General features: G+C 69.0%; 21 protein-coding genes. 5 read left to right on the plus strand and 16 right to left on the minus strand.

Annotated elements, in window-relative coordinates; genetic code table 11:
• Nucleotides 1–176 precede the first annotated feature (176 nt).
• Nucleotides 177–680 (plus strand): redox-sensitive transcriptional activator SoxR, encoded by a 504-nt coding sequence (soxR, locus tag BO996_RS02250; RefSeq protein ID WP_012202096.1) that lies wholly within the window; start codon nt 177–179, stop codon nt 678–680.
• On the opposite strand, the gene hutG is transcribed toward soxR, so the two are convergent.
• The 13 genes from hutG to BO996_RS02315 all read right to left on the minus strand — a co-directional run bounded on the left by hutG (nt 681) and on the right by BO996_RS02315 (nt 15,484).
• Nucleotides 681–1,544 carry an N-formylglutamate deformylase gene (gene hutG / locus BO996_RS02255; protein ID WP_013800051.1) on the minus strand — a complete coding sequence of 288 codons (864 nt, stop codon included), beginning with the start codon at nt 1,542–1,544 and terminating at the stop codon, nt 681–683. It abuts the gene before it with no gap.
• Between the two features lie 14 nt (nt 1,545–1,558).
• Complete coding sequence (locus tag BO996_RS02260) at nt 1,559–2,959, minus strand: formimidoylglutamate deiminase (RefSeq protein WP_071953901.1); 1,401 nt, start codon at nt 2,957–2,959, stop codon at nt 1,559–1,561.
• Nucleotides 2,956–4,101, minus strand: coding sequence for a histidinol-phosphate transaminase (locus tag BO996_RS02265; RefSeq protein WP_071953902.1), 1,146 nt, complete (start codon nt 4,099–4,101; stop codon nt 2,956–2,958). The genes BO996_RS02260 and BO996_RS02265 overlap by 4 nt, the downstream gene beginning before the upstream one ends.
• Entirely contained in the window at nt 4,098–5,486 is a 1,389-nt protein-coding gene (locus BO996_RS02270) for an FAD-binding oxidoreductase (protein WP_071953903.1), read from the minus strand. Before BO996_RS02270 ends, BO996_RS02265 begins: the two co-directional genes overlap by 4 nt.
• Before the next feature lie 10 nt (nt 5,487–5,496).
• Nucleotides 5,497–6,792 carry an imidazolonepropionase gene (gene hutI / locus BO996_RS02275; RefSeq protein ID WP_043823309.1) on the minus strand — a complete coding sequence of 432 codons (1,296 nt, stop codon included), beginning with the start codon at nt 6,790–6,792 and terminating at the stop codon, nt 5,497–5,499.
• Nucleotides 6,793–6,822: 30 nt separating this feature from the next.
• The gene (locus BO996_RS02280) at nt 6,823–7,383 is read right to left on the minus strand and encodes a HutD/Ves family protein (RefSeq protein ID WP_043783094.1); all 561 of its coding nucleotides are present in this window, start codon (nt 7,381–7,383) and stop codon (nt 6,823–6,825) included.
• A gap of 23 nt (nt 7,384–7,406) precedes the next feature.
• Nucleotides 7,407–9,140 carry a urocanate hydratase gene (gene hutU / locus BO996_RS02285; RefSeq protein ID WP_016447381.1) on the minus strand — a complete coding sequence of 578 codons (1,734 nt, stop codon included), beginning with the start codon at nt 9,138–9,140 and terminating at the stop codon, nt 7,407–7,409.
• Nucleotides 9,141–9,179: 39 nt separating this feature from the next.
• Nucleotides 9,180–10,751, minus strand: a complete 1,572-nt coding sequence (gene hutH, locus BO996_RS02290; protein ID WP_013800045.1) for a histidine ammonia-lyase — start codon at nt 10,749–10,751, stop codon at nt 9,180–9,182.
• Between the two features lie 113 nt (nt 10,752–10,864).
• Nucleotides 10,865–11,635: a histidine utilization repressor gene (hutC, locus tag BO996_RS02295; protein WP_049801468.1), complete on the minus strand. Its 771-nt coding sequence runs from the start codon at nt 11,633–11,635 to the stop codon at nt 10,865–10,867.
• Nucleotides 11,636–11,662: 27 nt separating this feature from the next.
• Nucleotides 11,663–12,442 (minus strand): ABC transporter ATP-binding protein, encoded by a 780-nt coding sequence (locus BO996_RS02300; RefSeq protein ID WP_012202086.1) that lies wholly within the window; start codon nt 12,440–12,442, stop codon nt 11,663–11,665.
• Nucleotides 12,442–13,281, minus strand: coding sequence for an ABC transporter permease (locus BO996_RS02305; protein WP_046240485.1), 840 nt, complete (start codon nt 13,279–13,281; stop codon nt 12,442–12,444). The genes BO996_RS02300 and BO996_RS02305 overlap by 1 nt, the downstream gene beginning before the upstream one ends.
• Before the next feature lie 63 nt (nt 13,282–13,344).
• Nucleotides 13,345–14,319 carry an ABC transporter substrate-binding protein gene (locus BO996_RS02310; RefSeq protein ID WP_043823311.1) on the minus strand — a complete coding sequence of 325 codons (975 nt, stop codon included), beginning with the start codon at nt 14,317–14,319 and terminating at the stop codon, nt 13,345–13,347.
• Nucleotides 14,320–14,593: 274 nt separating this feature from the next.
• Complete coding sequence (locus tag BO996_RS02315; protein WP_071953904.1) at nt 14,594–15,484, minus strand: LysR substrate-binding domain-containing protein; 891 nt, start codon at nt 15,482–15,484, stop codon at nt 14,594–14,596.
• A gap of 94 nt (nt 15,485–15,578) precedes the next feature.
• On the opposite strand from BO996_RS02315, the gene BO996_RS02320 reads away from it, so the two are divergent.
• The 3 genes from BO996_RS02320 (at nt 15,579) to BO996_RS02330 (ending at nt 20,134) form a co-directional block, all read left to right on the plus strand.
• Nucleotides 15,579–16,820, plus strand: a complete 1,242-nt coding sequence (locus BO996_RS02320; protein ID WP_071953905.1) for a CaiB/BaiF CoA transferase family protein — start codon at nt 15,579–15,581, stop codon at nt 16,818–16,820.
• 10 nt (nt 16,821–16,830) lie between these two features.
• Nucleotides 16,831–17,982, plus strand: a complete 1,152-nt coding sequence (locus BO996_RS02325) for an acyl-CoA dehydrogenase family protein (RefSeq protein ID WP_016452226.1) — start codon at nt 16,831–16,833, stop codon at nt 17,980–17,982.
• A 220-nt stretch (nt 17,983–18,202) separates the two neighbouring features.
• Complete coding sequence (locus tag BO996_RS02330) at nt 18,203–20,134, plus strand: RecQ family ATP-dependent DNA helicase (RefSeq protein ID WP_043780224.1); 1,932 nt, start codon at nt 18,203–18,205, stop codon at nt 20,132–20,134.
• Nucleotides 20,135–20,233: 99 nt separating this feature from the next.
• Here the strand turns inward: BO996_RS02330 and BO996_RS02335 are convergent, their stop codons facing one another.
• The 3 genes from BO996_RS02335 to BO996_RS02345 all read right to left on the minus strand — a co-directional run bounded on the left by BO996_RS02335 (nt 20,234) and on the right by BO996_RS02345 (nt 24,137).
• Nucleotides 20,234–21,043, minus strand: a complete 810-nt coding sequence (locus tag BO996_RS02335) for a DUF4198 domain-containing protein (RefSeq protein ID WP_071953906.1) — start codon at nt 21,041–21,043, stop codon at nt 20,234–20,236.
• 6 nt (nt 21,044–21,049) lie between these two features.
• Complete coding sequence (locus tag BO996_RS02340; RefSeq protein WP_012202078.1) at nt 21,050–21,538, minus strand: hypothetical protein; 489 nt, start codon at nt 21,536–21,538, stop codon at nt 21,050–21,052.
• Nucleotides 21,539–21,710: 172 nt separating this feature from the next.
• Nucleotides 21,711–24,137 (minus strand): TonB-dependent hemoglobin/transferrin/lactoferrin family receptor, encoded by a 2,427-nt coding sequence (locus BO996_RS02345; protein WP_071953907.1) that lies wholly within the window; start codon nt 24,135–24,137, stop codon nt 21,711–21,713.
• 278 nt (nt 24,138–24,415) lie between these two features.
• On the opposite strand from BO996_RS02345, the gene BO996_RS02350 reads away from it, so the two are divergent.
• Nucleotides 24,416–25,789, plus strand: a complete 1,374-nt coding sequence (locus BO996_RS02350; protein ID WP_034397609.1) for an aspartate aminotransferase family protein — start codon at nt 24,416–24,418, stop codon at nt 25,787–25,789.

Below are 25,789 nucleotides of genomic sequence, written 5' to 3' on the forward strand. Positions count from 1 at the left end.
TATGAATGAACGGCAGCTGCGTCATTGCAGCACTCAGCCAAAGAATTTCGCAGTCCGGCCAGGACGCTCGCATGGGCGGTACAGACCCGGTTGCCCTGTTCCTGCGCTTTCGCTCAGAATGGCCGCATTCTTCGAGTTCAAGTGAACTTGAAGTCAAGCCACAAAGGAAAGCCACCATGAAAACCGAGGATGATCCGCTGCTCAGCATCGGCGACGTGGCGCAGCGCAGCGGGGTCAAGGCCTCGGCGCTGCGCTTTTACGAGTCGCTGAACCTGATCGAGTCCGTGCGCAGCGCCAGCGGCCATCGGCGCTATCACCGCTCGTCGCTGCGGCGCATCGCCTTCGTGGTGTTCGCCCAGCGCATAGGCTTCACGCTGGAGGAGATCGCCGAGCAGCTGGCCAAGCTGCCCAGCCGTCACGTCCCCACGGGCGGGGACTGGCAGAAGATGTCGCGGGTCTGGAAGCAGCGGCTGGACGACCGCATAGGCGAGCTGCAGCGGCTCAGCGAGAGCCTGGACCAGTGCATTGGCTGCGGTTGCCTGTCGCTGCGCCACTGCGTGCTGCACAACCCCGGCGACCTGTGCGCACAGAACGGCCCCGGGCCGCGCCGCTGGCTGGGCGACCCGCCGCCCGTGGCCATGGGCGGGCCCTGCCCGGGCCACTGCCACGACGAAGGCTGATCAGGACACGCGCCGTGTCGTGACGAAGTCCAGCACCGCCTGCAGCATGCGCTGCAGCGTGGGCTGGATCTGTTCGGCGCGCTCGGGCAGGTAGTCGAAGGGCAGGGCTTCCTGCATGTAGCTGCACTGCGTCATCTCCAGCTGCACGGCGTGGATGCCGGCCTCGGGCTGGCCGTAGTGGCGCGTGATGTAGCCGCCCGTGAAGCGGCCGTTGAGTATGGCGGTGTGGCCCGGCGCGGTCTGCGCAATGGCCAGCAGATGCTCGGCCAGCTCCAGCGCGCAGCTCGTGCCCTTGCCGGTGCCCAGGTTCAGGTCTGGCAGCTTGCCTTCGAAGAAACGCGGCAGCACCGAGCGGATGGAGTGCGCATCCCACAGCGCCACGGTGCCGTGCACGGCCTTGAGGCGGTCCAGCTCGGCGCGCAGCTGTGCGTGGTACGGGCCCCAGATGGCCTCGCGGCGCGCGGCGATCTCGGCGTCTGCGGGCACATCGGCCGGGTCGGCGTACAGCGGCGTGTCGTCGAAGGTGTCCACGGGGCACAGGCCGGTGACGCTCTGGCCCGGGTAGAGGCTGGCGCCATCGGGCGGACGGTTCAGGTCCACCACATAGCGCGAATGCGTGGCCACGAGGATGGAGGCGCCCATGGCCTTGGCGAACTCGTACAGGCGCGGCAGGTGCCAGTCGGTGTCGGGCACGTGGCGGGCTTCCTCGGTCAGGCGCGCGGCGATGTCGGGAGGCACATGGGTGCCCGCATGCGGCATGGAGATCAGCAGCGGCGCCGTGCCCTGGTGGAAGACGAAGGGAGGGGGAGCGGTATCGGTCATGGTGTGATTCTGGAACGTTTCTGGCGGTTTTTGCGGGCCCATGGCATGCGGGTGCCTCAGGATTGCAGGGTGGCCGCGCGTGCCGCGACAAAGCCGCGGGCCGCCGCCTCGTGCAGCGCATGCCGTCCAGCCTGCACGCGGCGCTCGCCGCCCACCCAAAGGCTGTGCAGCGCGCTGCTGCGGTGGCTGCCGAAGACATGGGCCGAGACCATGGCCTGCACCGGCAGGCCGGCCAGCGCCACATGGCCTGCGTCCAGCGCCAGGAAGTCGGCCTGCTGGCCCACGGCCAGCCCGGCCACGGGGCGGCCTGCGGCCTGGGCACCGCCCTGCACGGCGGCGGTCCACAGCGCGGTGCCCACCTGCGGGTCGGGGCCTGCCAGCACGTTGCGCTGGCGCAGCGACAAGCGCTGGCTGTATTCGAGCATCAGCAGTTCCTCGGCCGCGTTGACGCAGGCATGGCTGTCCGAGCCCACGCCCCAGGCGCCGCCGTGGCCCAGCCATTGCGGCATGTCGAAGATGCCATCGCCCAGGTTGGCCTCGGTAGTGGGGCAGATGCCGGCCACGGCGCCGCTGCGCGCGGCGCCCGCGTATTCACCGGGCGTCATGTGGGTGGCGTGGACCAGGCACCAGCGCGCGTCCACGGGGGCATGCTCCAGCAGCCATTGCACGGGGCGCTGGCCGCTCCAGGCCAGGCAGTCGTCCACCTCCTGGGTCTGCTCGGCAATGTGGATGTGGATGGGCGCGCGCGCGTCCAGCGCCGTCAGGCCCTCCACCGCCGCGCGCAGGCTGTCGGGCGGCACGGCGCGCAGCGAGTGCGGCGCCAGGCCCAGAGCCGCGCCTTGGGCATGGGCCTCGGGCAGCAGGCGCTGCAGCAGGGCCAGCATGTTGTCGGTGCTGCGGATGAAGCGGGCCTGGTCGGCGCGCGGCGGCTTGCCGCCGAAGCCGCTGGTCTGGTAGAGCACGGGCAGCAGGGTGATGCCCATGCCGGCCTTGCGCGCGGCGCGCAGCAGGGCCAGGGACAGCGTGGCGTCGTCGGCATAGGGCCGGCCATCCCGGTCGTGGTGCACGTAGTGGAACTCGCACACCGAGGTGTAGCCGGCCTCCAGCATCTCCACGTACAGCCAGGTGGCGATGGCCTCCAGCGACTCGGGCGTGATGCGCGCGGCAAAGCGGTACATGAGGTCGCGCCAGCTCCAGAAGCTGTCCTGGGCCTCGGCGCGGTATTCGGTCAGGCCCGCAAAGGCGCGCTGGAAGGCATGCGAGTGCAGGTTGGGCATGCCGGGCAGCACGGGGCCGGGCGCGCGCGGCGCGCTGCCGGGCGGGGCGTCGGCCTGTACGGCCAGCAGGCGCCCTGCGCCATCCCAGCGCAGCAGCACATTGCGCGCCCAGCCCGTGGGCAGCAGCGCGTGCTCAGCGAACAGCGTGCGGCTGCCGGGTGTCGGGTCGATGCCGCTCATTGCACGGCCTCCAGGATCTCGGCCAGCGCGCGCACGAAGCGTTCGTTGTCGGCCTCCGTGCCCACGGAGACGCGGATGAAGTGCTCGAAGCCCGGCTCCTTCCAGGGCTTGGTGATGATGCCCCGGGCCAGCAGCGCCTCGTTCACCGGGCCGTTGGGGCGGCCGATGTCGATGAACAGGAAGTTGGCGGCCGAAGGCGCCATCCGAAGTGCGGGCAGTGCAGGCAGGGCGGCCAGCCGCTGCGCCAGCACATCGCGCAGGCGCACGGTCTCGGCCACGCCGCGCTGCATGAAGCCCTCATCGCCCCAGGCCGCCAGCGCCGCCGCCTGGGCCGCCTGGTTGACGTTGAAGGGCGTGCGCACGCGGTCCAGCAGTTGCACCAGGGCCGCATCGCTGGCCAGGCCATAGCCCACGCGCAGGCCGGCCAGGCCCCAGGCCTTGGAGAAGGTGCGCAGCACGATCCAGGGCATGGCGCGGCCGCGCAGCAGGGCCAGCACGTCGGGGTAGCCGTCGGCGTGCAGGGCGTACTCGTAGTAGGCCTCGTCCACCACCAGCAGGGTCTGCGGCGGCGTGGCGTCCAGCAGGCGCGCGAAATCGTCGGCGCTGAACATGCAGCCCACGGGATTGGAGGGGTTGGCCAGCATGGCGATCTTGGGGCCGCGCGCCAGCGCCTGGCACCAGGCATCGACGTCGAAGCCCAGCGCGGGCGTCAGCTCCAGCAGCTCGACGCGGGCGCCCATCATGCGCGGGTAGATCTCGTGCAGGCCGAAGGCCGGGCGCTGGGTGAGCACGCGGTCGCCGGGCGAGAGAAAGGCCTGGCAGAGCATCTGCAGGATGTCCTCGGAGCCGTTGCCCACGGCAATGGCCTCGGCCGGCACGCCGGTGCGCGCCGCGATGGCCGCGCGCAGCGCCGTGCATTGCGCATCGGGATAGGTGCCCACATGCAGGGCCAGGTCGGCCAGGGCGCGGGCCACGGCGGGGCTGGCGCCAAAGGGGTTCTCGTTGCTCGCCAGCCGCGCGATCTCGGTGACGCCGTAGCGCGCCCGCACGGCCTCGGAGGACAGGCCTGCGTTGTAGGGCGGCAGCGGCGGCACTTCGGGGCGTGCCAGGGTGTGGATCGCGTGGATGGCGGGAGCGTTCATAGGTCGAATACCTTGCCGGGGTTGAACAGATGCAGGGGGTCCAGCGCCTGCTTGATGGCGCGCATCACGGCCAGTTCGGCCGGCGTGCGGCTGGCGCCGAGATAGGGCTTCTTGTGCAGGCCGATGCCGTGCTCGGCCGAGACGCTGCCGCCGAACTCGCCGACCAGGTGGTACAGCGCGGCCTCGACGCCATCGCAATCACCGTTGGCGGTGGCACCGTCCACCGAGACATGCAGGTTGCCGTCGCCCACATGGCCGAAGAACAGCGAGTGGTGGCCGGGCCAGCGCGCGTCGAACGCGGCGCGGCAGGCATCGGCGAAGCGGCCGATGTCGGCCTGGGGCAGGCTGACGTCGAAGTTGACGGGCGGATGCATGTTCGTGTTGAGTTCGGCCGGTGCCTCGCGCAGCTTCCACAGCTGGCGCGCCTGTGCCACGGACTGGGCGATGACGGCATCGGCCACCTCGCCGGCCTCCATGGCCTCGCCCAGGGCCTCTTCCACGTCGGCGCGCAGCGTGGCCTCGTCCTTGCCGTCCACATCGATCAGGGCCAGCAGCGCATGCGCCTGGCCAAAGGGCGGCTGCAGCTTCTGCCAGCGGATGGAGGCCTGGATGAAGCTGTCCCACATCAGCTCGAAGGCCGCCACGCCGTTGCCGAAGCGCGATTGCATGCGCGCGAGCACGGACAGCGCCGCATCGAAGTCCGGCACGGCCACCAGGGCCGTGGCGCGGGCCTGGGGCGCGGGACGCAGGCGCAGCAGCACGCGCGTGACGATGCCCAGCGTGCCCTCCGAGCCGATGAAGAACTGCTTGAGGTCGTAGCCCGTGTTGTTCTTGAGCATGGGGCGCAGCATGGGCAGCACCGTGCCGTCGGCCAGCACCACCTCCAGGCCCAGCACCTGCTCGCGCATCATGCCGTGCTGCAGCACGCCGTTGCCGCCCGCATTGGTGGCCACGTTGCCGCCGATCTGGCAGCTGCCGCGCGCGCCCAGGTCCACGCCGAAGACCATGCCTACGGCCACGGCCGCCTCCTGCACGGCCTGCAGCGTGGCGCCGGCCTGCACGGTCATCAGCGCGGTGCGCGCGTTCACGTCCTCGATGGCATTCATGCGCTCCATGGAGACGGCCACGGCACCCGCCACGGGCACGGCCGCACCGGCCAGGCCCGTGAGCCCGCCCTGGGGCACGACAGGCACGCGGTGGGCCGTGCACAGGCGCATGAGCGCGCTGATCTCGTCGGTGCTGCGCGGGCGCACCAGGGCCAGCGGGCGCTGGGGCGGCGTGCCGCTCCAGTCGGTGTGGTAGCGCGCGGGCACATCGTCGCCGCGCTGCGCCACTTCGGCGCCCAGGGTGGAAATCAATTCATCGAGAAACAGTGCATGGGACATGAGCAGGCTTTCAGTGGCTCCCCTGCCTGCGGGTCCGCACGATGCGGCCCTGGCGCACGATGGTGCAGTCCGGCCGGTTGCCGAACCAATAGGCCAGCTCGGCCGCATGGCGCACGGGCCAAAGCACGAAGTGGGCGGGACGGCCGGCCGCGATCAGGCCATGCTCGTCCTGCAGGCCCAGGGCGCGCGCGGCATGGCGGGTGATGCCCGCCAGGGCCTCGGGCACGGTGAGCCGGAACAGGGTGCAGGCCATGTTGGCCATGAGCAAAAGGCTCAGGCAGGGGGAGGTGCCCGGATTGTGATCGGTAGAGACGGCCATGGGAACGCCCGCGGCGCGCAGGCCCGCGATGGGCGGCATGTGGGTGTCACGCAGCGTGTAGTAGGCGCCGGGCAGCAGCACGGCCACGGAACCCGCGCCGCGCATGGCGGCGATGCCGGATTCGGACAGGTGCTCGATGTGATCGCACGACAGCGCGCCATAGCGGGCCGCGAGGGCCGCCCCCTCCATGTTCGACAGCTGCTCGGCATGCAGCTTGACGGGCAGGCCCAGGCGGCGTGCGGCCTGGAAGACCTGCTCGGTCTCGGCCAACGAGAAGGCGATGCGCTCGCAGAACACATCGACCGCATCGACCAGGCCCTCGGCCGCCAGCGCGGGCAGCATGGTGCCGGCGACGAGGTCGATGTAGTCCTGGCTGCGCCCTGCGTACTCGGGCGGCAGCGCATGCGCACCCAGGAAGGTGGTGCGCACGGTCACGCCCAGGGCCTGGCCCAGGCGCCGGGCCACGCGCAGCTGCTTGCGCTCGTGCTCCAGCGCCAGGCCGTAGCCCGACTTGATCTCGATGGCGCAGACGCCCTCGTCCAGCAGCTGCTGCAGGCGCGGCAGGGCCTGGGCGAACAGCTCGTCCTCGCTGGCCTCGCGCGTGGCACGCACGCTGGAGACGATGCCGCCGCCGGCGCGTGCCACTTCCTCGTAGCTGGCGCCGTCCAGGCGCATGGCGAATTCGTTGGCGCGCTCGCCGCCATAGACCAGGTGGGTGTGGCAATCGACCAGGCCCGGCGTGGCCAGCATGCCCTGGCCGTCATGGCGCGGCAGGGACGCATATGCGGGCGGCAGGGCCTGCTGCGGCCCCACCCAGGCCACACGGCCCTGCTGCACCACGATGCAGGCATCCTCCCCGTCACCCACGGCCTGGCCGGCCTCGAACATGTCAGGCGCCAGGCGCAGGTTCTGCCAGCAGCCGTCGGCCGAAGAGGATGGAGCGAGTGCGGAAGCGGATGCAGAAGCGGGTGCGTGGGGCTCGGTCATGGCGGGTGATTCCTTGGATGTCGTGGGTCGTCAGCAGGCTTGCAGCAGCACCTGCACCAGCCGCGCGTCGTCGGTCTGCGGCACCAGCTGCTGCGGGTCGGGCTGCTGCGCGCTCCACCACAGGCCCTGGCCGGGGATGAGCGCAGCGCCATCCGCCTGCCAGTTGCCCTGCAGCACCATGCACAGGCCGGCGTCGGCGCGGCCGGCGTCGGCCGCGCTGTCCAGCACCTGGACCTGCGCCCGCCACCGGCCGCGCCGCGCCATCACGTTGAAGTCGGTGGAAGTGCCGCCCAGCAGCGAGCAGCCCAGCGCCACATCGCCGGAGAAGGCAAACGGCTGCCAGCGCGCGTCCAGCACATGGTCGATGCCTTCGCCGCGCAGGTGCACGCCGTCGCCATCGAGCAGCATGATCTGCCGGTCCACGCCCGCAAAGGCCGAGAACGGGCCGGGCTGGTCAATGGTGGCCACGCTGATGCGCCAGCCAAAGGCCTCCATGCCCGCCCCGGGCGGCCAGCAGGCGATCTCGCGCGTGCTGCCGCCCCCGTTCTTCCAGGGGCTGGCGGCGATCTGGTTCAGGTCGAAACGCTGCATTGCCGTGGTGTCCTGCCAGCGGCTCACTTGACCATGGGCAGGTTCAGCTGATGGCGCTTGGCCGCAGCCACGGCAATGTCGTAGCCCGCGTCGGCATGGCGCATCACGCCGGTGGCCGGATCGTTCCAGAGCACGCGGCCCAGGCGGGCGGCGGCCTCGTCCGTGCCATCGGCCACGATGACCACGCCCGCATGCTGGGAGTAGCCCATGCCCACGCCGCCGCCGTGGTGCAGGCTGACCCAGGTGGCGCCGCCTGCGGTGTTGAGCAGGGCGTTGAGCAGCGGCCAGTCGCTGACGGCGTCCGTGCCGTCCTTCATGGATTCGGTCTCGCGGTTGGGGCTGGCCACCGAGCCGCAGTCCAGGTGGTCGCGGCCGATCACGATGGGGGCCTTGAGTTCGCCGTTCTTCACCATCTCGTTGAAGGCCAGGGCCGCCTTGTGGCGCTCGCCCAGTCCCAGCCAGCAGATGCGCGCGGGCAGGCCCTGGAAGCTGATGCGCTCGCGCGCCATGTCCAGCCAGCGGTGGGTGTGCTTGTTGTCGGGGAACAGTTCCTTGATCTTGGCGTCGGTCTTGTAGATGTCCTCGGGGTCGCCGGACAGGGCCACCCAGCGGAACGGGCCCTTGCCTTCGCAAAACAGCGGGCGGATGTAGGCGGGCACGAAGCCGGGGAAGTCGAAGGCGTTCTTCACGCCCTGGTCCAGGGCCACCTGGCGGATGTTGTTGCCGTAGTCCACCGTGGGAATGCCCATGGCCTGGAAGTCCAGCATGGCCTGCACGTGCTGGGCGCAGCCCTGGGCGGCAGCGGCCTTGAGCTGGGCATGGCGCGACGGGTCGGCCGCGGCGGCACGCCACTCGTCCACGGTCCAGCCCACGGGCAGGTAGCCGTTGATCAGGTCATGGGCCGAGGTCTGGTCGGTCACGATGTCGGGGCGGGCGCCGCCGGCCTTTGCGCGGCGCACCAGCTCGGGCAGGATTTCGGCGGCATTGCCCAGCAGGCCGATGGAGATGGCCTCGCCCGCGGCCGTGTGCTGGGCGATGAGCTCCAGCGCGTGGTCGATGTCGCGCGCCTGCTTGTCCAGGTAGCGCGTGCGCAGGCGGAAGTCGATGCTGCTTTGCTGGCATTCGATGGCCAGCACGCAGGCGCCGGCCAGCACGCCGGCCAGGGGCTGGGCACCGCCCATGCCGCCCAGGCCCGCCGTGAGAATCCACTTGCCCGTGAGGTCGTTGTTGTAGTGCTGGCGGCCGGCCTCGACGAAGGTCTCGAACGTGCCCTGCACGATGCCCTGGGCGCCGATGTAGATCCAGCTGCCGGCCGTCATCTGGCCGTACATGAACAGGCCCTTCTGGTCGAGCTCGTTGAAGTGCTCCCAGTTGGCCCACTGGGGCACGAGGTTGGAGTTGGCCAGCAGCACGCGCGGTGCGTTCTCGTGCGTCTTGAACACGCCCACGGGCTTGCCCGACTGGATCAGCAGCGACTCGTCGGCCTCCAGCTTCTTGAGCGACTCCAGGATCTGGTCATAGCACTCCCAGTTGCGCGCCGCGCGGCCGATGCCGCCGTAGACCACCAGGGCCTTGGGGTTCTCGGCCACGTCGGGGTCCAGGTTGTTCTGGAGCATGCGGTAGGCGGCCTCGGCCAGCCAGTTCTTGCAGTGCAGTTCGCTGCCGCGCGGGGCGCGGATGACGCGGCTGGCGTCATAGCGGGGATTGGTGGCAGCCGTGGCAGCGTTGGCGTTGAGGATGGCGTCGTTGGCGTTCATGGCGATCTCCTGGATGCGGGGGGTGAGCGGTTGCGGGGTTCAGGCAGCCTGGTGGCTGGGCAGGTGGCGGACGATGGCCTGGGGCCAGTCCGTGGCAAGCGCCCACTGGCGCATGGTTTCGATGTCGGGTGCCAGGTAGCGGTCACGGTCCAGGTGCGGAACCTGGCTGCGGATCAGCGCGTACTGCGCCTCGATCAGCTCGGAGCTGTTCAGGCTGCGGTCGAAGTCCATGCCCTGGGCGGCGGCCATGGCTTCCACGCCCACGATGACGGCGGTGTTGCGCGCCATCTCGCCCAGACGCCGCGCGCCGTAGGTGGCCATGGAGACATGGTCTTCCTGGTTGGCCGAGGTGGGCAGGCTGGTGACGCTGCTGGGATGGGCCAGGCACTGGTTCTCGGCGGCCAGGGCGGCGGCCGTGACCTGGGCGATCATGAAGCCCGAGTTCACGCCGCTGTCGGCAATCAGGAAGGCCGGCAGGCCCGACAGGCCGGTGTCCAGCAGCAGGGCCATGCGGCGCTCGGAGATGGCGCCGATCTCGGCCAGGGCCAGGGCGATGATGTCGGCCGCGAAGGCCACGGGCTCGGCGTGGAAGTTGCCGCCCGAGATCACGTCGCCGTTGTCGAAGACCAGCGGGTTGTCCGAGGCGGCGTTGGCCTCGATCACCAGCACGCGGGCCGCATGGCTGAGGTTGTCCAGGCAGGCGCCCATGACCTGGGGCACGCAGCGGATGGAGTACGGGTCCTGCACGCGGCCGCAGTGGGGGTGGGAGGTGTCGATGGCGCTGCCGTCCAGCAGCTCGCGCACGGCGGCGGCCACGGCGATCTGGCCAAGCTGGCCGCGGGCCTCGTGGATGCGGGCGTCAAACGGCTTGACCGAGCCCTTGATGGCCTCCAGCGTCAGGCAGCCCGCCACCAGGCCGGCCGCGAACACGCTCTCGCCCTGGAACAGGCCCACCAGGGCCAGGGCCGTGGATACCTGGGTGCCGTTGAGCAGGGCCAGCCCTTCCTTGGGGCCGAGCACGAAGGGCTCCAGGCCCACGTGGCGCATGGCCTCGGTGCCGGACACCACCTGTCCATCGATCTTGGCCTGGCCTTCGCCGATCAGCACGCACGCCAGGTGCGACAGCGGCGCCAGGTCGCCCGAGGCGCCCACCGAGCCCTTGGCGGGGATCACGGGCAGCACGTCGGCATTGGCCAGGGCCAGCAGCGCATCGACCAGCTCGGGGCGCACGCCCGAGTGGCCGCGCGCCAGGCTCACGGCCTTGGTGGCCAGCACCAGGCGCACCACGGCGTCGGGCAGCGGATCGCCCGTGCCCACGCTGTGCGACAGCACCAGGTTGCGCTGCAGCTCTGCCAGGCGGTCATGGGCGATCTTGGTGGAGGCCAGCTTGCCGAAGCCGGTGTTGATGCCATAGACGACCTGGTCCTCATCCACGATGTGCTGCACATGGGCCTGGGCGGCGCGCATGCGCTCGTAGGCGGACGCCGCCATGGACAGGCGCACGCCGCCCTGCTGGATGGCCCGCAGCTGGGCCAGGCTGACCTGGCCGGGCTGCAGCGTCAGCGCGGTGCCGGGACGGGAGGTGAGGCCGGGAGTCGTGATGGTGTTCATGGTGATGCCCTGTCGGTGTCTGGGAGGGTGTGCCGGGATGGATGTCTATGCCTGTCTATACAATATCAATCGAAGCGGAACAGCGCAAGAGCGGGAACCCCGCCTTTCAGGCCTCAGCCGTCGTGCGATCCGCCGTCGGTGCGAAAGCGGCTGCCCAGCCGGTAGCGCATGCCCGGATGCACGCAGTGCACCCAGGTCACGGGCGTGCCCAGGTACCAGGTGCGGCGCGTCAGCGTCAGGCAGGGCTGGTCGGCGTCCATCTGCAGCCAGCGCGCCTGCTCGGGCGTGGGCAGCATGGCGTCCACCACATGCTCGATCTGGTCGAAGGGCACGTTGCGCACCAGATACACCGAAGGCTGGATCAGCGAGAAGTCCTGCTCCATGAAGTCCGGCGCCATGCGCGGGTTCACATGGCGGTCTTCCAGCTGCACGGGCACGTCGTTCTCGAAATGCACGCCCTGCAGGTGGAACACCGAGCTGCCCGCAGACAGCTGCAGCGAGGCCGCCGCCTCGGGCGAGGCCGACTCGCGGCGCACGCTGATCAGCTCGAAGCGGTGGTCATGGCCGCGCTGGCGGATTTCCTCGGCGATGTTGGCGATGCGCAGCAGCGTGGACTGCGGCTTTTCCTCGGCCACGAAGGAGCCCACGCCGGCCACGCGCACGATCACGCCCTGCTCGGCCAGCTCGCGCAGCGCGCGGTTGGCCGTCATGCGGGCCACGCCGAACTCCTGCACCAGCTCCTGCTCGGACGGCACGCGCTCGCCGGCCGACAGCGAGCCATCGGCGATCTTGCGCAGCACATGGTCCTTGACCTGCTGGTACAGGGCCATGGGCACCTCCGCCGTCGTTGCGGAAAGTCGGGAAGCCGTGGAACGCGAAGACATGGTGTGGGCAGTGGTCATGGAAAAGCGTCAGTGTGCAGCAGCGGCCAGCGACTCTGCGCGAATCTCTTCGGTCAGCCGGGCTTTCAGCTCCATGAACTCGGGCGAGGTCTTGACCGTGTAGTGGCGCGGATGCGGCAGGTTCACGGGAATATCGGCCTTGATGCGGCCCGGGCGCGCGCTGAACACGGCCACGCGGTTGGCCATGAAGATGGCCTCGTCGATGTCGTGGGTGACGAACATCACGGTCTTGCGCTCGGCCTCCCAGATGCCCAGCAGCAGCTCCTGCATGAGCACGCGGGTCTGGTTGTCGAGTGCGCCGAAGGGCTCGTCCATGAGCAGGATCTTGGGATCATTGGCCAGCGCGCGCGCAATGGCCGTGCGCTGCTGCATGCCGCCCGACAGCTGCTTGGGAAAGTGGTTCTCGAAGCCGCGCAGCCCCACCTTGGCGATGAAGTAGTCGCTGCGCTCCTTTTGCAGCGCCTCGCTCACACCCTTCTCGCGCAGGCCGAAGCGGATGTTCTGCGCCACCGTCAGCCACGGAAACAGCGTGTAGCTCTGGAACACCATGCCCCGGTCGGCGCCCGGCCCGTCCACGGCGCGGCCGTCCAGCAGCACCTGGCCCGTGGTCGGGAAATCCAGCCCCGCCGCAATGCGCAGCATGGTGGACTTGCCGCAGCCCGAGGGGCCGAGGATGGTGACGAAGTCGTTCTCGCGGACCTCGAAATCCACAGGCAGCAAGGCCTGCGTGCTCGTGCCCTTGTGGCTGGTGAAGGTGCGCGAAACACCTTGAATGGACAGCAGATTCATCACAGGGTGCTCCACTCGAACATGCGACGGTTGACGGTCTTGAAGATGAAATCGGACACCAGGCCGATGAGGCCGATCACGATGATGCCGAAGATGATCTGGCCCGTGTTCAGCAGCGCCTGGCTGTCGGTGATCATGTGGCCGATGCCCGAGGACGAGCCGATCAGCTCGGCCACGATCACATAGGTCCAGGCCCAGCCCAGCACCAGGCGCAGCGTCTCGGCAATGCCGGGCGCGGCGCCCGGAATCAGCACGCGGCGCACCACGCCGGTGTTGGAGGCGCCCAGCGTGTAGGCGGCCTCCACCAGGTCCTTGCGCGCGCCGCCCACGGTGACGGCCACCATCAGCGTGATCTGGAACACCGAGCCGATGAAGATGACCAGCAGCTTCTGCGTCTCGCCCACGCCGGCCCACAGGATCAGCAGCGGGATGAAGGCCGAGGCCGGCAGGTAGCGGCAGAACGAGACGAAGGGCTCGAAGAAGGCCTCGACCGGCTTCCAGGCGCCCATGGCGATGCCCAGGGGCACGGCCACGACCGAGGCCAGGATGAAGCCGCCCATCACGCGCCATACCGTCATGCCGATGTCGTGCAGGAAGCCGTACTCGGTGAACAGCAGCACGCCCTCGCGCGCCATGGTCATGGGGCTGGCCAGGAAGGTCGGGGAGACGAAGCCGCCCAGCGTCACAGCCGCCCAGACGAGAAAGAACAGCACGAAGAAGGCCACACCCAGCACCCACTTGGCCGTGGGGCTGACGGGCTCCAGCGGCGCCATGCGGCGGCGGCGGACGGGGGCTGGCGCCGCAGCGGGCGCGGGAGCGTGCGGTGTGGCGTGGGTCATGGGCTTGTTAGCCGGCTGGACTGCGGAAGTGGATGCGGCTTGCATGGTCATCCCCTGGCGGGCTTACTGGATGAAGCTGGCGTCGTACATCACGCCATAGTTCTCGGGGATGGAGCGGATGATGCCGGCCTCCTTGAGGATCACGGCCGACTCCTTCATGAAGGGCACCAGCTCGTTGGCGAAGAATTTCTGGTTGGCTTCCTTGTCGGACCACTTCAGGTAGGAGGCCGACTTGCCGAACTGCTCGCCGCCTTGCTTGACGGCCGCGCCCATGATCTCGAAGGACTTGGTCTTGTCGGCCTCGATCATGGCCACCGCATCGAAATACGACTGGGCCAGGGCCTTGGCGGCGGCCGTGTTCGCCTTGAGCCACTTGGGATCGCAGCCCACCGTGTCCATGACCATGGGGTAGTCGATGGTGGTGGCCAGGATCTTGCCCGCGGCCGGGTTGGCGCGGATGGTGGACAGGTAGGGCTCGTAGCTCATGGCCGCATCGTTCTGGCCGGCCACGAAGGCCTGGGCGGCGGGCTGGGGCTCCAGCGAGACGGTCTTCACATCCTTCATGGTCATGCCGTTCTTGTGCAGCATCCAGGCCAGTCCGAAGTACGGCGCCGTGCCCGGCGCGCTCACGGCCACGGTCTTGCCCTTGAGGTCGGCAAAGCCCTTGACGTCATTGCGCACGGCGATGCCGTCGGCGCCATAGGACTTGTCCATCTGGAAGATCTGCACGATGGGCACGCCGTTCGTGTTCCAGGCCACATGCGTCTCGATGGTGGTGGCCGCGCACTGGATGGCGCCCGAGGCCAGGGCCAGGTGGCGGTCCTTCTGCGGAATCATCTTCAGGTCCACCGCCAGGCCGTTCTTCTTGAAGATGCCGGCCTTGTCGGCCAGGGTCAGCGGCGCGAAGCCGGTCCAGCCCGACATGCCCAGGGTGATCTTGGTCTCCTGCGCGGCAGCGGGCTGCAGTGCGGCGGCAAGGCAGAGGGCGGCGGCCAGCGGCCCCAGGGGCAGGCGGCGGAACGTGGGGATCGAACTCATGTGGCACTCCTCGGTCGGGAAAGCAAGTTGGCGATGGCAGTTTCGGGGTCCGCAGGCAGACCAGTGCGGGAGCCCGAAGTGTGTTTTTGCCGACCGGACATGTATATACAGGATTACCCGGCAAACCGGTGATGGAGCGAGCATCCTGCATCTACCTGCGATCAACACGGAGAGCAACAGCAAATGCCGTGCCAACCAAGCTTGTCCATACAACCTGGGGAAAATCCCGGGTAACAGCTCACCACCGTGGTGCATGCCATGGGGCTGCGCGCCGCTACGGTGCAATCACGGCACGCGCCACCTTCAAGAACGGTGCAATCAGCGGCGAGGCATTGCCCGCCGGCACGGCCAGCACCACGCCCTGGGGGGCCACGCGGCCCCGGATGCGGCGGCAGGCCAGGCGCTGGCCATCGTGGGCGCGGTCCACCACCGGCCGCGTGGTCAGCACGCTCAGGCCGTGGCCGTTGGCCACCATGGAGCGCAGCATTTCGATGGAGGCGAACTCATGGGCCACCAGCGGCGTCACGCCGGACTCGCGGAACAGCGACAGGAAATACTCGCGGCTGTGCGGCAGGTTGATCAGCACCAGCGGGTAGCGGGCCACCTCGGCCAGCCCCACGCTGGTCCTGGCCGCCAGCGCATGGCGCTGCGGCAGCAGCACATAGGGCGGCAGCGCCGCCACGGGCAGCAGCTCCATGCGGGGGCGCGCCAGGCCCGTGTCGTACTGCAGGGCAGCATCGAGCTCGCCGCGCTCCACCTGCTGCGTGAGCGAGGCGATGTCGCCCTCCACCAGCTCCAGCGCAATGCCGGGGTGCAGGCGCTGCATCTGCGCCAGCAGGGCCGGCACCCAGCGCGCGCCCAGCGTGCTCAGAAAGCCCAGGCGCAGCACGCCCGCCATCGCCGCCGTGCGCGGCCCCTGCAGGCTGCGTGCGCCGTCCAGCAGCGCCTGGGCCTCGCGGCTGCGCACCGCGCCGGCCGCCGTGAGATCCAGCCCCCTGGCATGGCGGCGCACGAACAGCGCCTCGCCCCACAGCGCCTCCAGGTCGGCAATCGCCTTGGAGATGGACGGCTGGGACACGCCGATGGCCTCGGCCGCGCGCGCCGTGCTGCCATGGCGTGCGGCGGCCACGAAATACTCCAGCTGGCGCAGGCTGATCTGGATCATTTTTTTGAATGCAGTGAATCAGGAATGAATATTTTCCATTGATTCAATCCCGCGCCAGCATGCAGCCATAGACCACCCGTCCAAGGCTGCACCCATGACCAAGTCCTCCCCCCTTACCGCCCGCCCGCTGGACGGCGTGCGCATTCTCGACTTCACGCGCGTGCTGGCCGGGCCGCTGTCCACGGCCCTGCTGGCCGACCTGGGCGCCGAGGTCGTCAAGATCGAGCCGCCGCAGGGCGACGACTACCGCGCCATCGGCCCCATGAACAACGGCGAAAGCGCGCTGTTCACGGTGATGAACCGCAACAAGCAAAGCCTGGTGCTGGACCTCAAGCACCCCGAGGCCGTGGCCCTGGTCCACGAGATGGCGGCCCAGGCCGACGTGGTGGTGGAGAACTTCCGGCCCGGCGTGGCCGAGCGCCTGGGCATCGGGGCAAGCCAGTTGCGGGCGCTCAATCCGCGCCTGGTCTATGTCAGCGTCTCGGGCTTCGGGCAGACCGGGCCGCTGGCCCACCGGCCGGCCTACGACATCATCGTGCAGGCCATGAGCGGCCTCATGGAGGCCACGGGCGAGCCCGATGGCGCGCCCACCGTCGTGGGCGAGGCCGTCAGCGACGTGGTGGCCGGCCTGTTCGCCTCCTGGGCCACGCTGGCCGCGCTGCTGCAGGCCCGCGCTACCGGGCAGGGCCAGCAGGTGGACGTGGCCATGTTCGACACCACGCTGAGCTTTCTGGCCACCTCGGTGGCGCGCTATCTGTTCACGGGCCGGCCCGCGCGCCGCGTAGGCAACCGCCATCCGCTGTCCGCGCCGTTCGGCGTGTACCGCGCAGGCGACGGCCACTTCGCGCTGGCCGTGCTCAACAACAAGCTGTTCGCCGCCGCCCTGCAGGCCATGGAACTGGGCAGCCTGGCCGGCGACCCGCGCTTTTCCAGCGACGAATCACGCTCGGCCCACGAACCCGCGCTGCGCGAGGCCATCGAGGCCTGGGCCGGCCGGCATGAAGTGGCGCAGGTGGTGGCCGCGCTGGATGCAGCGGGCGTGCCCGCCGCCCCCATCTGGAACATTGCCCAGGCGCTGGAGTCGCCCCAGAGCCAGGCGCGCGGCCTGCTCGGCGCGGTGCAGGACGAGCGCCTGCCCGGCCTGCGCCTGCCCACCCAGCCCGTGCATTTCAGCGGCGCCGCACCCAACCGCGCCGAGCGCGCACCGGCCCTGGGCGAGCACACCGAGGCCCTGCTCTCGCAGTGGCTGGGCCGGGGCGCCGAAGCCATTGCCGCGCTGCGCGCATCCGGTGCCCTGGGCACCGCAGGCGCCGCCCCCTCTTCCCCATCACATTGAGCGAACTTCCATGAACTTCCAACGACTGGGCACCACCGCCGACGACCACGCCATTGCCGATGCCGTGGCCCGATTTGCCGACGACGCACTCGCCCCGCTGGCGCAGCGCATGGACGAAGAGGCACTGTCCGCCACCTGCCATGTGCCGGGCCTGGCGGCCCTGGGCGTGATGGGCATGAACCTGCCCGAGGCCCTGGGCGGCCCCGGCGTCACGCCCACGGCCATGCTGCTGTCCCTGGTGGCCATCTCGCGCGCCTGCGCGGCCACCTCGTCCATGATCGGCGCCCACTACCTGGGCACGGACGCCGTGCTCATCGGCGGCGACGACGCGCAGCGCCAGCAGTGGCTGCCGCGCTGCGCCAGCGGCCAATGGCTGGCCGCCTTTGCGCTGACCGAGCCGCGCGGCGGCTCCCACCCGGCCGACATGCGCACGCGCGCCGTGCGCGATGGGGACGATTATCTGATCACGGGCGTCAAGCACTTCATCTCCAACGCCGCCGAGGCGCGCTTCATGGTGGTCTTCGCCAAGACCGACATGGAGGCCGGCGCGCGCGGCGTCAGCGCCTTCATCGTGCCGCGCGATCTGCCCGGCATCCAGGTCTCGGCCCCCGAAAAGCTCATGGGCATCCGCGGCGGCCATGCCTTCGAGGTATCGCTGGACGGCGTGCGCGTGCCTGCCAGCCACCGGCTGGGCGCCGAGGGCACGGGCTTCAAGACGGCCATGAAGGTGCTGGACAACAGCCGCCTGGACGTGGCGGCCACCGCCCTGGGCGTGGCCGAGGCCGCCCTGGCCGCCGCCGCGCAATGGGCCAATCAGCGCCTGGTCGGCGGCGAGCCACTGGCCACCAAACAGGGCATCCAGTGGAAGCTGGCAGACATGAAGCTGCGCCTGGAGGCATCGTGGGCGCTGACCATGCAGGCCCTGGCCTTGCGCCAGGCCGGCCAGCCCTTCACCCAGCACTCGGCCATGGCCAAGCTCCATGCGTCCGAAATGGTGGGCTTCGTCACCGACGAAGCCCTGCAGATCCACGGCGGCTACGGCTACACGCGCGAGATGCCGCTGGAGCGCCTGGTGCGCGATGCGCGCATCCTGCGCATCTACGAAGGCTCGTCCGAAGTGCAGCGCAGCATCATTGCGCGCGGGGTGCTGGGCGGCAGCTGAATGCAGCAGCGGGTGGCTAGGAGAAATCTGAAAATGGCACCCTCGCGCCCGGAAAAGGCCGTTGATGCAGAGCGGCTCAAACCCCAGGTCTTCCCTGGACCTTGCGAGGGGGCGCAAAATGGCGGCTGTTGCGGCCTTCGGGCCGCAGCGCATTTTTTGCGGGAAGCGCCCGCATCCCGCTCCCTCCCGCGCCAGCCGCCTCTGCCGAAAGAAGTCCCCGTTGTCCGCCGCGCATTCCGTCCTGCAAGCCGTGTTCGGCTACGAACAATTCCGCGGTCCGCAGGAAGCCATCGTCTCGCACGTGGTCGCCGGCGGCGATGCGCTGGTGCTCATGCCCACGGGTGGCGGCAAGAGCCTGTGCTACCAGGTGCCGGCCATCGTGCGCCAGCAGCAGGGCCACGGCGTGGCGGTGGTGGTGTCGCCGCTGATCGCGCTCATGCACGACCAGGTGGGCGCGCTGCACGAGGCCGGCGTGAGCGCCGCCTACCTGAACTCCACGCTGTCCTATGACGAGACGCAGGAAGTGGAATGGCGCCTGCAAAGCGGCGACATCACATTGCTGTATGCCGCGCCCGAGCGCCTGAACACGCCGCGCTTCCTGGGCCTGCTCGACGACCTGCATGCCCAGGGCAAGCTGTCGCTGTTCGCCATCGACGAGGCGCACTGCGTGAGCCAGTGGGGCCATGACTTCCGGCCCGAGTACCGCGCGCTGAGCGTGCTGCACGAACGCTATGCGGGCGTGCCGCGCATTGCGCTCACGGCCACGGCCGATGCGCTGACGCGCGCCGACATCGTCGAGCGGCTGCAGCTGGAGAGCGCACGGCACTTCGTCAGCAGCTTCGACCGCCCCAACATCCGATACCGCATCGCCGAGAAGAAGGACGTCAGCAACCAGCTGCTGCGCTTCATCGAGCGCGAGCACGAGGGCGAGGCCGGCGTGGTCTATTGCCAGTCGCGCAAGCGCGTGGAGGAGCTGGCCCAGACGCTGAGCCAGGCCGGCGTGCCCGCCCTGCCCTACCACGCGGGCCTGCCCTTCGAGACGCGCCAGCTGCACCAGGACCGCTTCCTGCGCGAGGACGGCATCGTCATCGTCGCCACCATCGCCTTCGGCATGGGCATCAACAAGCCCGATGTGCGCTTCGTGGCCCACGTGGACATGCCCAAGAACATCGAGGGCTACTACCAGGAAACCGGCCGCGCAGGCCGCGACGGGCTGCCCGCCGATGCCTGGATGGCCTACGGCCTGTCCGACGTGGTCAACCAGCGCCGCATGATCGACGAAAGCCCGGCCGAGGACACCTTCAAGCAGGTCATGCGCGGCAAGCTCGATGCCCTGCTGGGCCTGGCCGAGGCCACGGACTGCCGCCGCGTGCGGCTGCTGGCCTACTTCGGCGAGCAGTACGGCCTGGGCGCACCGGGAGAAGACGCAGAGACGGACCTTGAAGGCAGGCCGCTGCAGCGCGTGGCAAAGACCGCCTGCGGCAACTGCGACAACTGCATGGAGCCCCCGGCCCTGTGGGATGGCACGGACGCCGCGCGCAAGCTGCTGTCCACCATCTACCGCGTGCACGAGGCCAGCCAGCTGACCTTTGGCGCAGGCCACATCATGGACGTGCTGCGCGGCAAGGACACCGAGAAGGTGCGCCAGTACGGCCACGACAAGATCTCCACCTTCGGCCTGGGCAAGGACTACAGCGAGCCCCAGCTGCGCGGCGTGATGCGCCAGCTGCTGGCCACGGGCGCCCTGGGCCTGCACAAGATCACCAGCGAGAACAGCGGCCACAGCTTCGACACCCTGTGCCTGGCCGATGGCTCGCGCGACGTGCTGCGCGGCAATGTGCCCGTGCAGCTGCGCGAGGCCGTGGCCGCGCCGCGCACGCGCACCTCCAAGCGCGCCACCCAGCCCAACGCGGCCGCTGCCAGCCTGGGCCCCGACGCCCAGGTGCGCTTCATCAACCTCAAGGCCTGGCGCGCCGAGGTCGCGCGCGAACACAACCTGCCGGCCTATGTGATCTTCCACGACGCCACGCTGGCGGCCATTGCCGAACGCAACCCGGCTTCGCTGGACGACCTGCAGGGCATCAGCGGCATGGGCGCCAAGAAGCTCGACGCCTACGGCGCCGAGGTGCTGCGGGTGGTGGCCACGGGTTGAGGCGCATAGCCCTCATGCACATCGCATGGGGCTGGGCTTCACCATGAGAAAAGGCCTGCACCTCCGTGGCGGCAGGCCTTTTCGTGAAACCGGAACCCCTTACTGCGCCAGCACCCTGAAGGTCAGCGTGTAGTTGTTGCCGTACTGCGGCGCGGCGGCGCCGGCGGGGGCGTCGGCGCGGTAGCGCACCAGGGCCAGGTAGATGCCTGACTTGGGCAGGGCGTAGGAGATGCGGCCCTCGCCATCGGTGGTCAGTGCATCCACGCTGTGCTGGCTGGCCAGGTCCATGGCCGAGCGGAAGATTTCCACCTTCTGCGCGGCCAGCGGCTTGCCGTCGTATTGCACGGTGAAGTCGAACTTCTCGCCCGCGAACAGGTCGGCAGGATGCGTGACGGGCACGATCTCCAGGCCCTTGCCTGAGGGCGCGAGCGCGGCCCGGCTGGGCTTGCCCACCGTGATGTAGGTCTCGGAGACCGACAGCGACTGGTAGTGGCTGAGCAGCTTGGCATCGGCCGGCGTGGGCGTGGCGGGATCACGCGCGGTCTCCACCTTGCCGTTGCGCTCCCACGAACGGAAGACGGCGCCCAGGCGCGGGCCGGTGCTCACGCGGTAGGTGCCCTTCTCGTCGGGCAATTGGTGCTCGGCCACGGTGCGGGTCTTGAACTGGCGCACATCGGCCATGGGCGTGACCGAGCCGTCGGGCGCTGTCACGGTGAAGCGCGTTTCGCCAAAAGCCACTTCGGGGATGAAGAACTTGTCGGCAAAGCTGGCGTCCACGCTGATGACGGCCCGGGGCGAAGCCTCGAAGCTGGTGGGCAGCAGGTAGGGCGTGTGGGCCTGGGCGGAGATGCACACGGCCGACAGCAGCGGCAGCCACCAGGCCAATCGCTTGGATGGGGTTTTGGCCATGTCCGCTCAGGGCTTCTTGACGTCGTTCTTGTCCACGACGCCATCGGCGTTGACGTCGGCTTCCTTGAAGCTGCGTTCGGCGATGGCCATGTCTTCTTCCACGGTGTATTTGCCGTCGCGGTTCCTGTCCACGATGCCGAAGCGCACATGGGCCTGCTTCATGGACTGGGCATAGCGCTCGTCGGGCTGGCGGCCCGCGTACTGCTGCTTGAGGCGGGCCTCGAACTCGTCCACGTACTCCTTCTCGCTGAGCCAGCCGTCGCCATTGGTGTCGCCGGCCAGGAAGCGCTGCTTGCGCACGGTGTCGTACTCCTGGCGCGTGACCACGCCATCACGGTTGGCGTCGTAGCTGCCCATGAAGGCAGACTGGCCATGCCCGCCCGCAGGCTGGGCCGGGCCGCTGGCGGACGGTGCCGTGGGCGATGCGCAGGCGGTGAGCAGGGCCGCCAGGCCGGCAGCGGCCAGCATGCGGTGGGACAGAGAGAACTCGATCATGAAACGACTCCTGAAGTAGGCAGATACAGCGGCGGCTGCGATGGTGGTGGAGGCTTTCCGGCCGACACCGCCGCTGTAGGGAAGGCCGGCCGGCCCCTGGAGAAACTCCTCGGATCCGCGCCACGCGGCAAGTGAAGGTGGCGTGGATGCAATGGCATGGTGCGCAGGGCGCTCAGAACGCAACGTTCATGGACACGGCGAAGGTGCGGCCCGGGTTGCTCAGCAGCTCGATGTCGCGGCGGTCGCGCGCCACGCCGGGCTGCAGGCTGCGGGTGCTGGAATAGTCCCAGTAGCGCTTGTCGCCCAGGTTGTAGATGCCGGCGTTCAGACGCACGTTCTTTGCGACCTGCCAGTAGCCGGCCAGGTCGAAGATGGCATAGCCGGGCACGCGGAACAGCTCGGTGGTCGAGTCGGTCAGGCCGGTGCCCGCGTTCAGGTAGCTGTCGCGGTTGGTGGCCACGGCCTGCTTGCCCGCGACGAAGGTGCCGGTCAGGTTCAGGCCCCATTGCCGGGCCGGTGCGTCATAGCCCACGCCGACGATGGCCTTGCGCGGCAGCACGCTGTCCAGCGGCACATCCTTGTCGCCTGCGTAGTAGGACTTGGAGGTGCCGCGGCTGATGCCCAGCGCCCAGGTGGAGTACAGGCCCCTGGCGGCGGGCATCCACTGGCCGTGGTCCAGGCGCGCGCTGGCCTCGAAGCCGTAGATCTTTGCGCTGTCGCGGTTCTCGGCCTGGTAGATGGTGCCGATGTGGGCGGGCACGTTGACGAACAGGTCGGGACGGCCCGCGCGCAGGTAGCGCGTGTAGGCGATGAAGTCGGAGTACCTGGTATAGAAGACCGAGCTGTTGAAGGTCACGCCCGGCGTGGGCGACCCCTTGAGGCCGAAGTCGAAGGCATTGCTGCTTTCCTCCTTCAGGTTGGGGTTGCCCACCAGGGCGTACTGGCCTGCCGCGTTGTAGTTGCTGGCCATGTTCCACGAGCCGAAGATCTCGCCGGCCGAGGGCGCGCGCCCGCTGCGCTTGAACTGGGCATAGGCGCTGAACGTGGGCGTGAGGTCATAGACCAGGGCCAGGCTGGGGCTGAGGATGGTGTTGCCGCGCGTGCCACCGTAAATCTTTTCCACATCGGCGGCCGTGAGCACGCCCGAGACGAAGTTGTCCAGGTCGCGTGTCTTGATCTCCACGCGGTCCACGCGCAGCGCGGGAATCAGCGCCAGGCGGCGGCCGCCGGCCTGGAAGCTGATCTCGTCCTGCAGGAAGGCGCCGTAGCGGCGGGTGGTGGTGTCGGGCTGGGGCTTCATAACGGGCGTGCCGGTAGCGAAAACGTTCCACGGACGCTCCGTGTCCTGTGTCGATGCATTCACGCCAAAGCTCAGGCGGTGGCGGTCGATGCGCTTGTCGCCCGTGCTCGAGAAACCCCAGGTGCGCGTCTCATTGCCGGAGACGTTGTGCACCTTGGCGCCCGTGGCCAGCGTGGTGGTGTCGGTAACGTCGTTGGTGTCCGTGTTCTGGAAGTACAGCCGCGTGTCCAGCTGGTCCACCCAGGCGCCAGTCGGTGTCCACAGGTGCTGCAGCTGCAGCGTGTTGCGACTGGTGTCGCTGTTCTGGCGCGAGCTTTCGGTGATGCTGGTGTTGGTGGTGTCCCAGCCGTGGAAGGAGGTGTCGTTCTTGCGGCGGTACAGGTCGGCCGACAGCACCAGGCGGTGGGCCGGGTTGATGCGCAGGCCGCCCTTGAGCAGCAGCGCGTTGGAGTTCCAGTCATCGGGATAGCTGTTGACGATGGCGCTGTGGTTGCGCGTCTCGTGGCCGTCGCGGCGCGAGTAGGCGATCAGGCCGTCGAGGTCGCCCGAGCGGCCAGCGGCCGTGAAGCTCTCGTTCCAGGAGCGGTCGGCCGTGTCGTGGCCGATCTTGCCGCCCAGGTAGGAGGTCTTGCCGCCCACCAGGTAGTCCTCGGCGGACTTGGTGCGAAAGCCCACCGAGCCGCCGATGCCACCGGCCGCGCGCCGCGCCGTGGTGGTGCCGGAGAGGATGTCCACGGCCGAGAACATCTCGGGGTCGATGAAGTCACGGCCCACGCCGAAGGTGTTGGCGCCGACACGGCTCACATAGGGGCGCGTGGTGGCGTCGGGCATCTCGACGCCGTCCACATCCATGCCGATGCGGTTGCCCTCGATGCCGCGGATGTTGTAGCCCGTGGTGCCCGAGCGGTCGAAGCTGCTGCGGTTGCGGCTGGTGCCCGAGGCCGTGCCCGGCGCGGAGACCAGCGGCTGGTAGCGCACCACGTCGGCCATGCTGCCGGCCTGCTCCAGCGCCGGGCCGCTGACGGTGGTGGAGGCGCCGGGCGTGCGCTGCACGGGCTCGGCTGCATCGACCACATCGACCTGGGCCAGCGCCTTGGTGGGAGCCTGTGCCATCAGCCGGGCCTCATCGTCCGCAGTCTGCACATGCGTCTGCGTCTGCGTCTGTGCCCAGGCGCCGGGCGAGGCCAGACCGATCACGGCGGCCTGCACGGCCACGGCCAGCAGGCTGTGCCGCAATGCCGGCGTGCGCGAGGGATTGCAGGAGAGGGAGAGGAAAGACGAACGCGAAGACACAGCCATGGCGGGAATCGGGGAAAGAGGGTTGCTGGCTAGCTGCCGACCTGTCCGCGGAGTGCTCTTGCGAGACCATTGCTCCCCCCGTGTGTGATTGTTCCTGCTGGCTTTCCGCGATTCTCCCATCAATTGATAATGATTATCATTTATTTTGTCTCATTTACGTCACAGGGGCCGATCCAGGCTCCGCGCGGGCCTCCTCCACAAACCCCACACAAAGACTCGACAGCGCAGCAAGATTGCCCGCTCACACTGCGGCGGCTGAATATCTGGAGCCCTTTGCTGTGATCAATAACGCCCAACTTCTGGCCGACGAAGCCAAGTACTGCTCGTTCGGGGATACCGTCCACTACGTCAACCCGCCCAAGATCTTCTCGGGCTGCGAAGGCAGCTACATGTACGACGAGGCCGGCACGCCCTACCTTGATCTGCAGATGTGGTATTCGGCCGTGAACTTCGGCTACAAGAACAAGCGCCTCGAGCAGAAGATGATCGAGCAGCTGCAGACCCTGCCCCAGGTCGCCAGCCAGTACCTGCACCCCACCAAGATCGAGCTGGCCAAGTTCATCGCCCAGGATGCGGAGCGCAAGTGGGGCCATGCCGGCCGCGTGCACTTCAACGTGGGCGGCGCCCAGGCCATCGAGGACTCGCTCAAGGTCGTGCGCAATGCCAGCGGCGGCAAGAGCCTGATGTTCGCCTTCGAGGGCGGCTACCACGGCCGCACGCTGGGCGCCTCCAGCATCACCTCCAGCTACCGCTACCGCCGCCGCTACGGCCACTTCGGCGACCGCGCGCAGTTCATCCCCTTCCCCTACCCGTTCCGCCGCCCCAAGGGCATGACGTCCGAGGAGTATGCGGACTCCATCGTCCGGGAATTCGCGCGCAAGTTCGAGAACGAATACCACGCCATCTGGGACCCCAAGACCAACCAGTGCGAGTACGCGGCCTTCTACGTCGAACCCATCCAGGGCACGGGCGGCTACGTCGTGCCGCCGCCCAACTTCTTCAAGGGCCTCAAGAAGGTGCTGGACGACCACGGCGTGCTGATGGTGGTCGATGAAATCCAGATGGGCTTCTGGCGCACCGGCACGCTGTGGTCGGTGGAGAACTTCGGCGTCAAGCCCGACGTGCTGGTCTTCGCCAAGGCGCTGACCAACGGCCTCAACGCCCTGTCGGGCCTGTGGGCGCGCGAGGAGCTGATCAACCCCACCATCTTCCCGCCGGGATCGACCCACTCCACCTTCGCCTCCAACCCGCTGGGCACGGCCCTGGGCCTGGAAGTCATGAAGATGACCCACGAGATGGACTTCGGCCGCCAGGTGCGCGAATCGGGCGCCTACTTCCTCGAAGGCCTCAAGGAGCTGCAAAAGCGCCACAAGGAAATCGGCGATGTGGACGGCCTGGGCCTGGCGCTGCGCGCCGAGATCTGCACCGAAGACGGCTTCACGCCCAACAAGGCGCTGCTGGACAAGATGGTGGACATCGGCCTCGAAGGCGGCCTGGAATACCAGGGCCAGAAACGCGGCCTGGTGCTGGACGTGGGCGGCTACTACAAGAACGTGATCACCTTCGCGCCCTCGCTGATGATCTCGCGCCCCGAGATCGACGAAGCCATGGTCCTGCTGGACCAGTTGCTCACGAAAGCCAAGGCGGCCTGA

The organism is Delftia sp. HK171, assembly GCF_001886655.1.
In the GTDB taxonomy this organism is placed as follows: Bacteria; Pseudomonadota; Gammaproteobacteria; order Burkholderiales; family Burkholderiaceae_C; genus Comamonas; species Comamonas acidovorans.

What these genes read in the sequence shown, in the direction of transcription:
- soxR (WP_012202096.1), top strand. Translation starts at nt 177, where the DNA reads ATGAAAACCGAGGATGATCCGCTGCTCAGCATCGGCGACGTGGCGCAG.
- hutG (WP_013800051.1), bottom strand. Translation starts at nt 1,544, where the DNA reads ATGGGCCCGCAAAAACCGCCAGAAACGTTCCAGAATCACACCATGACC.
- BO996_RS02260 (WP_071953901.1), bottom strand. Translation starts at nt 2,959, where the DNA reads ATGAGCGGCATCGACCCGACACCCGGCAGCCGCACGCTGTTCGCTGAG.
- BO996_RS02265 (WP_071953902.1), bottom strand. Translation starts at nt 4,101, where the DNA reads ATGAACGCTCCCGCCATCCACGCGATCCACACCCTGGCACGCCCCGAA.
- BO996_RS02270 (WP_071953903.1), bottom strand. Translation starts at nt 5,486, where the DNA reads ATGTCCCATGCACTGTTTCTCGATGAATTGATTTCCACCCTGGGCGCC.
- hutI (WP_043823309.1), bottom strand. Translation starts at nt 6,792, where the DNA reads ATGACCGAGCCCCACGCACCCGCTTCTGCATCCGCTTCCGCACTCGCT.
- BO996_RS02280 (WP_043783094.1), bottom strand. Translation starts at nt 7,383, where the DNA reads ATGCAGCGTTTCGACCTGAACCAGATCGCCGCCAGCCCCTGGAAGAAC.
- hutU (WP_016447381.1), bottom strand. Translation starts at nt 9,140, where the DNA reads ATGAACGCCAACGACGCCATCCTCAACGCCAACGCTGCCACGGCTGCC.
- hutH (WP_013800045.1), bottom strand. Translation starts at nt 10,751, where the DNA reads ATGAACACCATCACGACTCCCGGCCTCACCTCCCGTCCCGGCACCGCG.
- hutC (WP_049801468.1), bottom strand. Translation starts at nt 11,635, where the DNA reads ATGTCTTCGCGTTCCACGGCTTCCCGACTTTCCGCAACGACGGCGGAG.
- BO996_RS02300 (WP_012202086.1), bottom strand. Translation starts at nt 12,442, where the DNA reads ATGAATCTGCTGTCCATTCAAGGTGTTTCGCGCACCTTCACCAGCCAC.
- BO996_RS02305 (WP_046240485.1), bottom strand. Translation starts at nt 13,281, where the DNA reads ATGACCCACGCCACACCGCACGCTCCCGCGCCCGCTGCGGCGCCAGCC.
- BO996_RS02310 (WP_043823311.1), bottom strand. Translation starts at nt 14,319, where the DNA reads ATGAGTTCGATCCCCACGTTCCGCCGCCTGCCCCTGGGGCCGCTGGCC.
- BO996_RS02315 (WP_071953904.1), bottom strand. Translation starts at nt 15,484, where the DNA reads ATGATCCAGATCAGCCTGCGCCAGCTGGAGTATTTCGTGGCCGCCGCA.
- BO996_RS02320 (WP_071953905.1), top strand. Translation starts at nt 15,579, where the DNA reads ATGACCAAGTCCTCCCCCCTTACCGCCCGCCCGCTGGACGGCGTGCGC.
- BO996_RS02325 (WP_016452226.1), top strand. Translation starts at nt 16,831, where the DNA reads ATGAACTTCCAACGACTGGGCACCACCGCCGACGACCACGCCATTGCC.
- BO996_RS02335 (WP_071953906.1), bottom strand. Translation starts at nt 21,043, where the DNA reads ATGGCCAAAACCCCATCCAAGCGATTGGCCTGGTGGCTGCCGCTGCTG.
- BO996_RS02340 (WP_012202078.1), bottom strand. Translation starts at nt 21,538, where the DNA reads ATGATCGAGTTCTCTCTGTCCCACCGCATGCTGGCCGCTGCCGGCCTG.
- BO996_RS02345 (WP_071953907.1), bottom strand. Translation starts at nt 24,137, where the DNA reads ATGGCTGTGTCTTCGCGTTCGTCTTTCCTCTCCCTCTCCTGCAATCCC.